The following is a 13,992-nucleotide window of genomic DNA, read 5'->3' as shown; positions in this document are numbered from 1 at the left end:
GTCAGTCGGCCGGCGCGGTGGCGGCGCGCGCCGCGCTGACCAGACGGTCGGTCTCGGCGAGCAGGGCTTCGTCGTCCGCCGGGGTGCCGGGGTCGGGTCGGACCGTCCAGGTCAGACCGTCCACGCCGGCCACCCGGCGGGCCGCGACGCGCGCCGCGCCGCCGGGCACCGGGTGGTGTTCGGTGTACGCGACGGAACGCGTCACCCGGGCCCGCACCTGGTGCGGCAGCTCACCGGGGTCGAGCAGCAGGTACGTCTCGGCCGGCCCGTCGGCGACCACGAGGTAGCCGTCGCGCTCGACGACGGTCTCGGCGGGCGTGACGGTCAGCTCGCGGCCCGACCAGACCGCCTTGATCAGGTCGTGCCAGCCGATGCGGTGCCCGCGCCCGGGCAGCCACAGCCCGAGGTTGCTGGCCACGACCACGCCGTCGCCCTCGCCGTTGCCGACCGCCGCCCACGCGAGTACGCGCTCGTCGGCGGCCAACGGTGGCCGGTCGGCCGGAGGCAGTTTCGGCTTGCGGCTGAACAGTCCCATCTAGAGCCCTCCCGCAGCCTGCTCGCGCAGCGCCCGGGCGTGCTGTTCCAGTGACAGCAGCTCCCCGAAGGCGGCGAAGTACTCGTCCTTGTTGTTGACCGGGTTGATCCGCTGGATCCGTGACTTCAGGTCACGGATGCGGGCCGTCACCGACCCGAACTGCACCCGGGCCATGGTGATCGACACGTAGCGCGGGTCGGGCTCGCCGTCGATGCGCAGCGGCTCCACGGCCAGTTCACCGACCAGCGCCGCAGCCGCGAGGTCGTCGCAGGTGTCGCGGACCTTCTCGATCCAGACCGCTCCCCCGGTCGCCGACGCCACGCCGCCGGCCTCGGCGACGGCCGACCGGACGGCCACGTGCAACGGGTGGCGATATTCGTTGGCCTCGACCGCGTCGAACATCGGCCCGGCCAGCACCGGCTGTTGCATGGCCAGCTTCAGCGCCTCGCGCTCGACCATCGACTGTGGGCTGTCCACCGACGACTCGGGGTGGGCCGGGGCGGGGCGTGCAGCGGGTGCGGCATCCCGGGCGCCGGAGGGCGGAGTGTTCGCGGCGGCGAGCACGGCCCGCTGCACCGGCTCGATCTCCATCCCGAGGTCCATGGCGAGCTTGCGGACGTACTCGGGGCGCTTTTCCCGGTCCTTGAGCTGCGCGACAAGCGGCGCGGCCCGGCGCATGGCCTCGACCCGGCCGTCGACGGTGTCCAGATCGAAGCGGCCGATCTCGTGGCGCAGCGCGAAGTCGACAAGGGGTTCGCGGCGGGCGACCAGGTCGCGGACCGCCAGGTCACCCTTGGCCAGACGCAGCTCACACGGGTCCATGTTGTCGGGGCTGACCGCGATGAACGTCCGGCCCACGAAGCGCTGGTCGTCGGCGAACGCGCGCAGCGCCGCCTTCTGGCCGGCGGCGTCACCGTCGAAGGTGAAGATGATCTCGCCGGCCACCGAGTCGGTGTCCAGCAGGAGCCGGCGCAGCACCCCGATGTGGTCCGCGCCGAACGCGGTGCCGCAGGTCGCCACCGCCGTGCTCACCCCGGCCAGGTGACAGGCCATCACGTCGGTGTAGCCCTCGACGATCACCGCCCGGCCCTGCTTGGCGATCTCCCGTTTGGCCTGGTCGATGCCGTAGAGCACGTGCGACTTCTTGTAGATCGGCGTCTCGGGGGTGTTCAGGTACTTCGGGCCGTCGTCGTCGTCGAAGAGCTTGCGCGCCCCGAAGCCGATCGCGTCGCCGGCCAGGTCGCGGATCGGCCAGAGCAGCCGCCGGCGGAACCTGTCGATCAGGCTGCCGGAGCGGGCCTCCCGGGACAGCCCGGCGGTGACCAGCTCCTGGTGGCTGAAGCCCTGCTGGCGCAGGTGCTTGGTGAGCAGGTCCCAGCCGTCCGGCGCGAACCCGCACCCGTAGCGCTCGGCGGCGGCCCGGTCGAAGCCCCGTCGGGCCAGGAACTCCCGTGCCGGCCGGGCCCCGGCGGTGCTGAGCTGCGCCCGGTAGAACTCCACGGCGGCGGCGTGCGCGGCGACCAGACGTTGACGCTGGCCCTGCTGCGGGCGCGGACGCGGGGCGCTCCGGTCGTCCTCGACGTAGCGGAGCTGGATGCCGGCGCGCCCGGCCAACCGCTCGACGGACTCGACGAAGCTGAGGTGATCCGCGTCCATCAGGAACTTGATCGCGTCGCCGCCCGCCCCGCAGCCGAAGCAGTACCAGACGTTGCGGGCCGGCGAGACGTTGAACGACGGGCTCTTCTCGTCGTGGAACGGGCACAGGCCCTTGAGGTTGCCGCCACCGGCGGACTTCAGGGTGACCGTCTCGGAGATCACGTCCCCGATCGAGGTGCGTTCCCGGACCAGCGCGATGTCCTCGTCCCGGATCCGCCCAGCCATGCGCCACCCCCTCGCCGTACATCCTGCCCTGCCGGACCGACGACACGCCGTCCGGGGGACGCCGGTGTGGCGGGGCCCGCAGGCCGACGGGGCCGGCGAACGGCACGCCACCTGGCTGGAGCTGTTCCTCGACCTCATCTTCGTGTACGCGCTGGCGGCGGTGACACGCCGATTGGGCGACGACCCCACACCGTCGCCGAGCGCCGTGCTGGCCGTGCTGGGGCTCTTCGTCGTGGTCCAGTGGGCTTGGTTGGGCCAGGTGTTCTACGACACCCGCTTCGACCCGGACGACGTACCGCACCGGATCTCTCCGTGGCGGTCGTCGGGTACGCGGTGCTGCTCACCCGACGACTCACCGCGACGGCCGAGGACTGAGCTGGCCGGCGCTCAGGCGGCGGCCGGCTCCTCGGCGGCGACCTGCCGGTTCCAGTCGGCCTTCGAGGAGCGCCAGCCCTCGTCGTCCATGCCCCGCCGCCAGTAGCCGGAGATGGAGAGCCGGTCGAGGGGCACACCGCGCTCGCCGCGCAGCAGTCGGCGCAGGTCCCGGACGAAGGCCGCCTCGCCGTGCACGAAGGCGTGCACCTGACCGGCCGGGAACTCCAGCGCGCGCACCGCGTCGACAAGTGCCTCGCCCACCGGGCGTTCGCCGCGGTGCAACCAGGTGAGCGTGACCGCTCCGGGGCTGAGCAGCTTCTGCTCGTCCGCCGGGTCGGCGATCTCCACGAAGACGTGTGCCGGCGCGCCCAGCGGCAGCCGCTCCAGCGCGGCGGCGATCGCCGGCAGGGCGCTCTCGTCGCCGACCAGGAGGTGCCAGTCCGCGTCCGGGTCCGGCGCGTACGCCCCGCCGGGGCCGACGAAGTGCACCGGGTCGCCCGGGCGCAGCGCTGCGGCCCACGGGCCGGCCAGCCCCTCGTCGCCGTGGTACACCACGTCCACGGTCAGCTCCCCGGCCAGCGGGTCCCACCGTCGCACGGTGTACGCCCGCAGCCGGGGCCACTGCTCGCGGGGCATGTCGCGGCGGATCGCGGCGAGGTCCAGCGGCTGCGGGTACGCGACGCCGGCGTGCGGAAAGACCAGCTTGATGTAGTGGTCGGTGAACTCGCCCACCGGCAGGCCGGCCAGCTCGTCACCGCCGAGGACGAGCCGGATCAGGTGCGGGGTGGGTCGCTCGGTGCGCAGCACCTGGACCGAGGTGACGTTCCTGGGGCGTTCCGTCATGCACTTAGGTTAACCTAAGTTGTCGAGGTGCCCGCCATCGGTGCGCCGTCGCCCACCAGACGCGCGTGCCAGCTCACCGCCGCCGGATCGGTGAGCGAGGCGACCTGGTCGATCACGACCCGCAACCGGGCCGCGTCGTCCGGCGCGGCCCGCCACAGCGGAGCGAAGATCGGATCGAGCCCGTCCGGTGCCCGCCGGACGAGCGCGGCCACCAGTTCGGCCAACATCGTCCGCTGCCGCTCGTAGCGACCCCGAAAGCCGCTGCGCCGCATCACGTAGCGCAGGGCGATGCCCTTGAGCAGCGCACACTGCGCCCGGACCAGCCTCGGCACCACCAGGTCGGCGGCGTATCGACGGTGTGGGCCCGGCCCGTACCGCTCCTCCGTGGCCGTCACCGCCGCCGACACGAACCGGCCGGTCAGACCACTCGTGGTGGCCTTCAACGCGACCTGGGCGCGGTGGCTGCCGTCGTACGCGGCGAGCGGGGCGAGCAGCGGGTCGGCCAGCAACGCGACCAGCACCTCGGCCAGGTCGCCCGGGGACTCCCCCGAGTACGTGGCGGCCACGTCGGCACAGAGCGCGGTCCGTTCGTCGGCGTCGGCGAGCAGCGGACGCAGTGTGACGTACCCGCCGTGGATGCCGTCCTCGACGTCGTGCACCGAGTACGCGACGTCGTCGGCCCAGTCCATCACCTGCGCCTCCAGGCAGCGCCGGTCGCCGGGCGCACCGGCCCGGAGCCACTCGAAGACCGCCGTGTCGTCGGCGTACACCCCGAACTTGCGCTGCCCCGGGCGGCGCGGCCAGGGATACTTGCCGATCGCGTCGAGCGACGCCCGGGTCAGGTTCAGCCCGGCGGACGACCCGTCCGGGGCGAGCACCTTCGCCTCCAGGCGGGTCAGCACCCGCAGTGTCTGCGCGTTGCCCTCGAAGCCGCCGCAGGGAGTCGCGAGCAGGTCCAGCGCGGCCTCGCCGTTGTGCCCGAACGGCGGATGCCCCAGGTCGTGGGCGAGCCCGGCGACGTCGACGACGTCCGGGTCGCAGCCCAACCGGGCACCCATCTCACGGGCGATCTGGGCCACCTCCAACGAGTGCGTCAGCCGCGTACGCAGGAAGTCGTCGGTGCCGGCGGTGTGCACCTGCGTCTTGGTGGCCAACCGGCGGAACGCGGCCGAGTGCAGCACCCGGGCACGGTCACGCTCGTACGGCGACCGACGGTGGCCGGTGTCCTTCGGCGGCTCCACCACCAACCGATCGGCGGGATCGCTGCTCACTTCTGAGGTAGAACGCAGAACTCGTTGCCCTCCGGGTCGGCGAGCACCGTCCACTGCACGTCGCCCTGGCCGATGTCCACGTGCCGGGCGCCCATGTCGACCAGACGCTCGACCTCGGCCTCCCGGTCGGCCGGGCGCAGGTCGAGGTGCAGCCGGTTCTTGCGCACCTTGCCCTCGGCCACCGGGCCGAAGAAGATGGCGGGGGTCCGATCCGCGGACTGGCGGATCTCCACGCCGCTCGGCTTCTCGGTGACGATCTGATAGCCGAGCGCCTCGGCCCACCAGCGGGCCAGCCGCGCCGGATCGCGGGCATCGACGGTGAGGCTCTCCCAGACGCTTGTCATTCAGTCACCCTTCCCGTTCGACGGCGTGCACAATCAGCCGTTTGCGAGCGAGCCAAGGTTACGCCCGTCGCGGCCTCCTGATGCGCCCCCGACCCTTCGGCGGGTGGCGAACGCCAGCGGCGGCCCGGTCCCCCGGGCCGCCGCCGTGCCGCGCGTCAGCGACTGTCCGAGCCGTCGGTCTCCACGGCCGCCCGGCCGGCTTCCAGGCGTGCCACCGGCACGCGGAACGGCGAGCAGGACACGTAGTCCAGCCCGACCTCGTGGAAGAAGTGCACCGAGTCCGGGTCGCCGCCGTGCTCACCGCACACGCCGAGCTTCAGACCAGGTCGGGCGGCCCGACCCTCCTCAGCGGCGATGCGCACCAGCCGCCCGACGCCGTCACGGTCGATCGACTCGAACGGCGAGATGCCGAAGATGCCCAGCTCCAGGTAGCGCCAGAAGAAGGCACCCTCGACGTCGTCGCGGGAGAAGCCCCAGCCCATCTGCGTCAGGTCGTTGGTGCCGAACGAGAAGAACTCGGCGGCCTCGGCGATCTGGCCGGCGGTCAGCGCCGCCCGGGGCACCTCGATCATCGTGCCGATCAGCACCTCGACACCGCTGTCCCCGACCACCTCGGCGATGATCTTCTCGGCCTCGGCGCGTACCGTCTCCAACTCCTGCACGGCCCCGACCAGCGGCACCATGATCTCGGGGCGGGCGACGCCGCCCGCGCGGACGACCGCGACGGCGGCCTCGGCGATGGCCCGGACCTGCATCGCGAACAGGCCGGGGATGACCAGGCCGAGGCGTACGCCCCGCAGCCCGAGCATCGGGTTCTCCTCGTGCATCCGCCGGACGGCGGCGAGCAGCGCCTCCTCCTTGGCCACGTCCTCGCCGCGCTCCTGCGCGACGGCCACGTTGACCGCGAGCTGCTCCAACGGCGGCAGGAACTCGTGCAGCGGCGGGTCGATGAGCCGGACGGTGACCGGCAGGCCGTCCATCTCCCGGAAGATCTCCTCGAAGTCGGCCCGCTGCAACGGCAACAGCGCCGCCAGCGCCTCGTCGCGCTCACCCTCGGCGCGGGCCAGGATCAGCCTCTCCACCAGCTCGCGCCGGTCGCCGAGGAACATGTGCTCGGTGCGGCACAGCCCGATGCCCTCGGCGCCGAAGCGCCGGGCCCGGGCCGCGTCCGCACTGGTGTCGGCGTTCGTGCGGACCGTCAGCCGCCGCTTCCCGTCGGCGTGCGTCATGATCCGGTGTACGGCTCGCACCAGCGGATTGTCGACGTGCTCGGCGTCGAGGCTGCCCTCGAAGTACTGCACGACCTCGGACGGCATGACCGGCACCTCGCCCAGGTAGACCTTGCCGGTGGTGCCGTCGATGGAGACGACGTCGCCCTCGGTGACGGTCCGCCCGGACACGGTGAACCGTTTCGCCGGCACGTTCACGTCGATCTCGTCCGCGCCGGAGACACAGGTCTTGCCCATGCCCCGGGCCACCACTGCGGCATGGCTGGTCTTGCCGCCGCGTGAGGTCAGGATGCCCTGCGCGGCGATCATGCCGTTCAGGTCGTCCGGGTTGGTCTCCCGACGGACCAGGATCACCGACTTCCCCTCGGCGGCCAGCTCGACGGCCCGCGCGGAGGTGAAGACCACCGCGCCGGACGCCGCGCCGGGCGAGGCGCCGATGCCCGTGGCGACCGCCTCGAACTCATGGTCGAGCTGGAAGCGGGGGAACATGAGCTGGGCGAGCTGCGCGCCGTTGACCCGGTGCAGCGCCTCGTCCTCGTCGATCAGGCCCTCGTCGACCAGCTGCCCGGCGATGACGAACGCGGCGGCGGCCGTCCGCTTGCCCACCCGCGTCTGCAACATCCACAGCTTGCCGCGCTCGATGGTGAACTCGATGTCGCACAGATCCCGGTAGTGCTCCTCCAACCGAGCCATGATCGACAGCAGCTCGTCGTAGGAGGACTTGTCCAGCCGCTCCAACTCCTGCAACGGCACGGTGTTGCGGATGCCGGCGACGACGTCCTCGCCCTGGGCGTTGGCCAGGTAGTCGCCGTAGATGCCCTGCGCCCCGCTGCCCGGGTCGCGGGTGAACGCGACACCGGTGCCGGAGTCGGGGCCGAGGTTGCCGAAGACCATGGTCACCACGTTGACCGCGGTGCCCAGGTCGGCCGGGATGCGCTCCTGGCGACGATAGAGCACCGCGCGCTCGGCGTTCCACGACTCGAAGACGGCCCGGATCGCCAGGTCGAGCTGCTCACGCGGCTGTTGGGGGAACTCCCGGCCGGTGTGCTTGGCGAAGATCTTCTTGTACGCGTCGACGAGCCCCCGCAGGTCGTCCGCGTCCAGGTCCAGGTCGTTGTGCGTACCCCTGGCGCTCTTGACCTCGTCGAGGGCGTGCTCGAACTCCTCGCCCGGCACCTCGCAGACGGTCTTGCCGAACATCTGGATGAGCCGGCGGTACGAGTCCCAGGCGAAGCGGTCGTTCTGGCCGGCCTGCGCGGCGAGCCCCACCACGCTCTGGTCGTTGAGGCCGACGTTGAGGACTGTCTCCATCATGCCGGGCATGGAGAACTTCGCCCCGGACCGGACGGACACCAGCAGCGGGTCTCCCGGGTCGCCGAGCCGCTTGCCCATCTCCCGCTCCAGCGCCGCCAGGTGCGCCTCGATCTGACCGGCGAGGCCGTCGGGCTCCCGGCCGGTCGCGAGGTACGCCTGGCACGCCTCGGTGGTGATGGTGAAACCGGGCGGTACGGGCAGGCCGAGGTTGGTCATCTCGGCGAGGTTGGCGCCCTTACCTCCGAGCAGGTCCTTGAGGTCCTTGTTGCCCTCGGAGAAGTCGTAGACGTACTTGTGATCGTCGGTCTCTTGCGCTGCCACCAGAGCCTCCCACGCGCGCCGGATTGACACTTAACGAAGGTTCAGGGCGAAAGGTTAGGCGAAGATCGGGTGACCTGGGACCGTTCGGTGACAATAGGCACAGCCGTCACGACTATCCGTGTTCGTGCCGGTTTCTGGGAACGCTTCCACGCGCACGATCACGCAATTTCCCCGGTCCTCGTATTGTTGACGACACTGGTTTACCGAAGCTCACTTTTGCCATATCCGACGCGAAATAACCCCTGCCGGAGCCGTCGTGTCCACCCTCGGAATCTCCTCCCCCACGCCCGATCCGACCACCGCCGACGCTGCCGTCCTGCACCCGCACGAGCCGGAGGCCGGCGACCTGGCGGCGCTCGCCGCCCGAACGGCCGGCGACGACCTGCTCGCCCCGCCGGTACGCCTCGATGACGTCGTGCCGGCACCGGAACTCCTCGAAGCGGACCCCGGGACGACGTTCGTGCTCACCGGCGACACGGCCATCCGGGTCACCACGCACCCGGGCGCCCGGGAGGTGGCCGACCACCTTGCCGAGCTGCTCCGACCGGCGACCGGACTCCCGCTGCCCGTCGCCGACGCGCTCGCAGTCGATCCAGCCGGCCCGATGACGCTCACCCTGGCCGGTACGACCCCGCCGCCGGTCACCACCGGCGGAAGCGCCGACCTCGGGGCGGAGGGCTACCGGCTCGACGTGAGCGGCAGCGGGGTGCGCGTCGTCGCCGAGACCACCACCGGTCTCTTCTACGGCGTCCAGACGCTCCGGCAGTTGCTCCCCGCCGCCGTGGAGAGCCCGACCCCGGTGGCCGCCCGCTGGGCGCTGCCCGGCGGCACGATCCTCGACCGTCCCCGCTTCCCGTACCGGGGCGCGATGCTCGACGTGGCGCGACACTTCTTCGCCGTCGAGGACGTCCTACGGGTGGTCGACCACCTGGCCCGCTACAAGCTCAACCACCTGCACCTACACCTCACCGACGACCAGGGCTGGCGCATCGCCGTCGACTCCTGGCCGAGGCTGGCCACCGTCGGTGGCGCGAGCGAGGTCGGCGACGGCCCGGGCGGGCACTACACCAAGGACGACTACCGGCGGATCGTCGCGTACGCGTCCGCCCGGCACGTCACCCTCGTCCCGGAGATCGACCTGCCCGGCCACACCAACGCGGCGCTCGTCGCGTATCCGGAGCTGGCACCGGACAAGGTCGCGCCGCCGCCGTACACCGGCACCGAGGTCGGTTTCAGCTACGTCGACCCGGCCGACGAGCGCACGTACGACTTCGTCACCGACGTGCTCGGCGAGGTCGCCGCCCTCACCCCGGGGCCATGGCTGCACATCGGCGGCGACGAGGCGTACAAGGTCAAGGGCGAGGTCTACACCGGTTTCGTGGAGAGGGCGCAACGGATCGTCGCCGACACCGGCAAGACCGTCGTGGGCTGGCACCAGCTCGCACCGGCCGCACACGTCGACGGACGGGTCCTGCAATGGTGGGGCACGGACACCGCCGACCCCGCCACCGCCGACGCCGTCCGCCGAGGCGCTCGTCTGATCGTCTCCCCCGGCAACCACGCCTACCTGGACATGAAGTACGCCGAGGACACCCCGATCGGACACGACTGGGCTGGCCTGATCGACGTACGCCGCGCGTACGACTGGGACCCGGGCACACACGTCACCGACGTGCCCACCACGGCCGTACTCGGGGTGGAGGCCCCGCTGTGGACCGAGTCGGTCACCTCGCTCGCCGACATCGAGTTCCTGCTGCTCCCCCGGCTGCCCGCCATCGCCGAACTGGGCTGGTCACCCCGTACGACACACGACTGGGCCAGGTTCCGCGAACGCCTGGCCGGGCACGGACCGCGCTGGTCCACCGCCGGCATCACCTTCCACCGCAGCCCCGAGGTCCCCTGGCCGGCCACTCCGACCATCCCGGGCCAACGCCCCGCCGCGAAGTCGGACACCGCAGAACGCTGAAGACGCCCCGAGGTCGCCAACCCGGCGATGATCGACTCGGGATCGCCGATGTCGGGGCATCCCGCACGCCCGGATACCCCGACATCCGCCGTGATCCACTGCCGCATGTCGCGCCTGAGAGGTTTGTCCCATCGTGGGCCGTGCTGCGTTGTGGTCGGCGTCATCGTCGGGGCGGAATCGCGGGCCGGGCGGGGTCGTTGTACCTCCGGGTCGCCGAGCCTTCCGGGTCGCGGTGCGCGATGGCCACGGCCGGGAACACCCGCCCGGCCGGCGTCGTTACACCCCCCGCACGGCCGAGCACCACGGGCCAGCCCCCGGTCCGAAAAAGCCCCCTGGCCTGGCGGAATGATCCGCCACCGCGGACCGTTGCACCACCCTCCGGGACTCCCCTGAGCAGGCCCTGTCGGGTCGCCGGGCCGGTCCCCGTGAACGTTCCGCCCGGCACACCCCCCGGTGTGTCGTCGCGTATCCCCCGATGAAGCAGAGGAGCACGCCATCATGCGTACCGATCTGATTCGTAAGACCGCTCTGACCGCCGCTGGCCTCGCCTTCACCGGCGGCGCGATCGCCGGCCCGGTGACCGCCGCGTACGCCATGGCCGACGCCAAGCCCACCACTCAGACGGTGTCCGACCGCAAGGGTCACGGCGAGCGCGAGCTCGGCGTGCGCTACGAGGCGCAGCCGAACTTCTACTACTGCGGCCCGGCCGCCACCCGTAACGCGCTGAGCGTGCAGGGTAAGAACATCGACGTGGACGCCATGGCCAAGGAGATGGGCACCACCGAGGCCGGCACCAACAGCATCAACGACATCACCCCGGTGCTGAACAAGGAGACCGGCAAGGCCGACGCCTACCACTCGGTGGAGATCAGCAGCCCGGACGCCGACGCCAAGCAGACCGACACGCTGCGCGCCGACGTGGTCAAGACCGTGGACGACGGTCGGGCCGTGGTGGCCAACATCGCCGGCACCAGCACCGACACCGACGGCAACACCCACTCCTACGAGGGCGGGCACTACATCAGCGTGACCGGCTACCGCGACAACGGCAACGTCGTCACGATCGCGGACTCCGCCAACCCGGACTTCGCCTCGTACCAGATCACCATCGAGCACCTGGCCGACTGGATCGCCACCCGCGGCTACGCCACCAGCTGACCCGCGACCCGCACCACCGACAAGGGCCGGACCCCGATCGTGGGGTCTGGCCCTTGCGGCGTTTCCGCCGAAGAAAGGCGGCGTGCGGTCAGCCGCCGGAGTCGTCCATCTCGGCGCCCTCGGGGACGGTGTCGTCGTCCCGGCTGGCCAGCCAGCCGTCCGGGAGGGCGACCTTGCCCGGCGAGTTGGTACGACCGCGCGGCTGCCCCAGGGCGGTCAGCGGGAAGGGCTCCGCCGGGTCGAGCTTGCCGAGCAGGTCGTCGAGCTGGGCCAGGCTCTCGATCATCGCCAGCGAGCGGCGCAGTTCGCCGCCGACCGGGAAGCCCTTCAGGTACCAGGCGACGTGCTTGCGGAAGTCGGTGCAGCCGTCCCGCTCACCCCGGGCCGGGTTGCGGGCGCCGGCCACGAACTGGTCGACAAGCAGCTCGGCGTGCCGGCGCATGGTCACCGCCACCTCGCCGAGGGTGGGCAGCCGCCGCTCCGGCCGACCGTTGAAGGCGGCCTCCAGGTCGGCGAAGAGCCACGGCCGGCCCAGGCAGCCGCGACCGACGACCACGCCGTCGACGCCGGTGTGGGCGACCATCCGCAGCGCGTCGTCCGCCTCCCAGATGTCGCCGTTGCCGAGCACCGGCACGTCCAGCGCCTGCTTCAACGTGGCGATCGCGTCCCAGTCGGCGGTGCCCGAGTAGCGCTGCGAGGCCGTCCGCCCGTGCAGGGCCACCGCTGCCACGCCGGCCTCCTGCGCGGCGAGCCCCGCTTCGACGTACGTCAGGTGGTCGTCGTCGATGCCCTTGCGCATCTTGACCGTGACCGGCACGCCGGAGGGTGCCGCGGCGTTCACCGCGGCCTGCACCAGGCGGGCGAAGAGCCGGCGCCGCCACGGCAGCGCCGCGCCGCCACCCCGCCGGGTGACCTTGGGTACGGGGCAGCCGAAGTTGAGGTCGATGTGGTCGGCCAGGTTGCGTTCGACGACGATCCGCACGGCGGCGGCGGTGACCTCCGGGTCGGTGCCGTAGAGCTGGAGGCTGCGCGGCTGCTCGTCGTCGCCGAACGCGATCATGCGCAGCGTCTTCGGGTTCCGCTCGACGAGCGCCCGGGTCGTGATCATCTCGCAGACGTAGATGCCGCCGCCCTGCTCGCGGCAGAGCCGACGGAAGCCGATGTTGGTGATCCCGGCCATCGGCGCGAGCACCACCGGCGGCGACACCTCGTAGGGCCCGAGGGTCAACGGGCGCAGCACGGGCACGGTCGAGGCGGTCACCGCACAAGTGTACGGGGCCCCGACCGGCGCTTATCGCGTCGGCCGAGGCCCCGTGCCCGGTGTCTCAGCAGCCGGGGAGGCGCTCGATCAGGTACCGCTCGACCTGGTCCAGGGAGACGCGCTCCTGACCCATCGTGTCCCGGTTGCGGACCGTCACGGCGTTGTCGTCAAGCGTGTCGAAGTCGACGGTCACGCAGAACGGGGTGCCGATCTCGTCCTGCCGACGGTAGCGGCGGCCGATCGCCTGCGAGTCGTCGAACTCCACCACCCAGCGCTTGCGCAGCAGCGCGGCGAGGTCCTTCGCCTTGGGCGACAGCGCCTCGTTGCGCGACAGCGGCAGCACCGCCACCTTGACCGGGGCCAGTCGCGGGTCGAACCGCATCACCGTGCGCTTGTCCACGCCGCCCTTGGTGTTCGGTGCCTCGTCCTCGTCGTACGCCTCCAGCAGGAAGGCGAGCACCGCGCGGGTCAGACCGGCGGCCGGCTCGATGACGTACGGCATCCAGCGCTCGCCCTTGGTCTGGTCGAAGTACGACAGGTCGACGCCGGAGTGCTTGCTGTGCGTGGAGAGGTCGAAGTCGGTGCGGTTGGCGACACCCTCCAGCTCGGCGAACTCGGTCCCGCCGAACTGGAAGCGGTACTCGATGTCGACGGTGCGCTTCGAGTAGTGCGACAGCTTCTCGGCGGGGTGCTCGTACAGGCGCAGGTTGTCCGCCGAGAGGCCGAGGTCGAGGTACCAGTTCCAGCGCTCCTGGAGCCAGTACTCGTGCCACTGCTCGTCGGTGCCCGGCTCGACGAAGAACTCCATCTCCATCTGCTCGAACTCGCGGGTCCGGAAGATGAAGTTGCCCGGGGTGATCTCGTTGCGGAACGACTTGCCGGTCTGCGCGATGCCGAACGGCGGCTTCTTACGGGCGACCGTCTCGACGTTCTTGTAGTTGACGAAGATGCCCTGCGCGGTCTCCGGGCGCAGGTAGTGCATCCCCTCGTCGCTCTCCACCGGGCCCAGGTACGTCTTCATCAGGCCGTTGAACATCTTCGGCTCGGTGAAGGTGCCCTTGTTGCCGCAGTTGGGGCAGTTGACCTCGGCGAGCGAGGTGGGCGCGTGGCCGTGCTTGGCCTCGTACGCCTCCTCGATGTGGTCCGCCCGGAACCGCTTGTGGCAGAACTGGCACTCGGTGAGCGGGTCGACGAACTCGGCGATGTGGCCGGACGCCTCCCACACCTTGCGGGCCAGGATCACCGCGGAGTCCAGGCCGACGACGTCGTCGCGCTGCTGGACCATGGTCTTCCACCACTGCCGGCGGACGTTCTCCTTCAGCTCCACGCCGAGCGGACCGTAGTCCCACGCCGACCGGGTGCCTCCGTAGATCTCGCTGGAGGGGAAGACGAAGCCTCGGCGCTTGGCGAGGCTGACGACGGCGTCGATACGGTCGGCTGGCATGTTTCCTCCTACGCCGGCTGGCGGTCGGCGGGGGCGAGATGTGGATGGAT

Annotated in this window: 10 protein-coding genes and 1 pseudogene; 3 read left to right on the top strand and 8 right to left on the bottom strand. The window is 71.4% G+C overall.

Annotated features, from left to right (window positions below; genetic code table 11):
- Position 1 precedes the first annotated feature (1 nt).
- Positions 2 to 535, bottom strand: coding sequence for a hypothetical protein (locus ACGFH9_RS10340; RefSeq protein ID WP_393217260.1), 534 nt, complete (start codon positions 533 to 535; stop codon positions 2 to 4).
- Positions 536 to 2,438: pseudogene (gene dnaG / locus ACGFH9_RS10335) on the bottom strand (DNA primase).
- Positions 2,439 to 2,480: 42 nt separating this feature from the next.
- Here dnaG and ACGFH9_RS10330 point away from each other — a divergent pair.
- On the top strand, positions 2,481 to 2,897 hold the full coding sequence (locus ACGFH9_RS10330) for a low temperature requirement protein A (RefSeq protein WP_393217259.1): 417 nt from the start codon (positions 2,481 to 2,483) through the stop codon (positions 2,895 to 2,897).
- Here ACGFH9_RS10330 and ACGFH9_RS10325 read toward each other — a convergent pair.
- The 4 genes from ACGFH9_RS10325 to ppdK form a co-directional block, all read right to left on the bottom strand.
- Complete coding sequence (locus ACGFH9_RS10325; protein ID WP_355244231.1) at positions 2,804 to 3,634, bottom strand: siderophore-interacting protein; 831 nt, start codon at positions 3,632 to 3,634, stop codon at positions 2,804 to 2,806. The genes ACGFH9_RS10330 and ACGFH9_RS10325 overlap by 94 nt on opposite strands.
- A 14-nt stretch (positions 3,635 to 3,648) precedes the next feature.
- Positions 3,649 to 4,905, bottom strand: a complete 1,257-nt coding sequence (locus tag ACGFH9_RS10320) for a deoxyguanosinetriphosphate triphosphohydrolase (RefSeq protein WP_393217258.1) — start codon at positions 4,903 to 4,905, stop codon at positions 3,649 to 3,651.
- Positions 4,902 to 5,249: a VOC family protein gene (locus ACGFH9_RS10315; protein ID WP_393217257.1), complete on the bottom strand. Its 348-nt coding sequence runs from the start codon at positions 5,247 to 5,249 to the stop codon at positions 4,902 to 4,904. The genes ACGFH9_RS10320 and ACGFH9_RS10315 overlap by 4 nt, the downstream gene beginning before the upstream one ends.
- 155 nt (positions 5,250 to 5,404) lie before the next feature.
- A complete protein-coding gene (gene ppdK / locus ACGFH9_RS10310) occupies positions 5,405 to 8,113 on the bottom strand; it encodes a pyruvate, phosphate dikinase (RefSeq protein ID WP_393217256.1) in 2,709 nt (902 codons plus the stop codon).
- A gap of 256 nt (positions 8,114 to 8,369) precedes the next feature.
- On the opposite strand from ppdK, the gene ACGFH9_RS10305 reads away from it, so the two are divergent.
- Both ACGFH9_RS10305 and ACGFH9_RS10300 read left to right on the top strand, forming a co-directional pair.
- Entirely contained in the window at positions 8,370 to 10,079 is a 1,710-nt protein-coding gene (locus ACGFH9_RS10305) for a beta-N-acetylhexosaminidase (RefSeq protein ID WP_393217255.1), read from the top strand.
- Between the two features lie 498 nt (positions 10,080 to 10,577).
- Entirely contained in the window at positions 10,578 to 11,237 is a 660-nt protein-coding gene (locus ACGFH9_RS10300) for a C39 family peptidase (protein ID WP_393217254.1), read from the top strand.
- A gap of 88 nt (positions 11,238 to 11,325) precedes the next feature.
- Here the strand turns inward: ACGFH9_RS10300 and dusB are convergent, their stop codons facing one another.
- Together dusB and ACGFH9_RS10290 are read right to left on the bottom strand one after the other, a co-directional pair.
- Complete coding sequence (gene dusB, locus ACGFH9_RS10295) at positions 11,326 to 12,498, bottom strand: tRNA dihydrouridine synthase DusB (protein ID WP_393217253.1); 1,173 nt, start codon at positions 12,496 to 12,498, stop codon at positions 11,326 to 11,328.
- Between the two features lie 64 nt (positions 12,499 to 12,562).
- Positions 12,563 to 13,942 carry a glycine--tRNA ligase gene (locus tag ACGFH9_RS10290; protein WP_234587283.1) on the bottom strand — a complete coding sequence of 460 codons (1,380 nt, stop codon included), beginning with the start codon at positions 13,940 to 13,942 and terminating at the stop codon, positions 12,563 to 12,565.
- Positions 13,943 to 13,992 lie beyond the last annotated feature (50 nt).

Origin of the sequence: Micromonospora sp. NPDC049102, assembly GCF_043197485.1 — a bacterium.
Classification (GTDB): Bacteria; Actinomycetota; Actinomycetes; order Mycobacteriales; family Micromonosporaceae; genus Micromonospora.
Note: the sequence above shows the minus strand (reverse complement) of the source record. Positions and strands in the feature narration are given on the sequence as shown.

What these genes read in the sequence shown, in the direction of transcription:
- ACGFH9_RS10340 (WP_393217260.1), bottom strand. Translation starts at nt 535, where the DNA reads ATGGGACTGTTCAGCCGCAAGCCGAAACTGCCTCCGGCCGACCGGCCA.
- ACGFH9_RS10325 (WP_355244231.1), bottom strand. Translation starts at nt 3,634, where the DNA reads ATGACGGAACGCCCCAGGAACGTCACCTCGGTCCAGGTGCTGCGCACC.
- ACGFH9_RS10315 (WP_393217257.1), bottom strand. Translation starts at nt 5,249, where the DNA reads ATGACAAGCGTCTGGGAGAGCCTCACCGTCGATGCCCGCGATCCGGCG.
- ACGFH9_RS10300 (WP_393217254.1), top strand. Translation starts at nt 10,578, where the DNA reads ATGCGTACCGATCTGATTCGTAAGACCGCTCTGACCGCCGCTGGCCTC.
- ACGFH9_RS10290 (WP_234587283.1), bottom strand. Translation starts at nt 13,942, where the DNA reads ATGCCAGCCGACCGTATCGACGCCGTCGTCAGCCTCGCCAAGCGCCGA.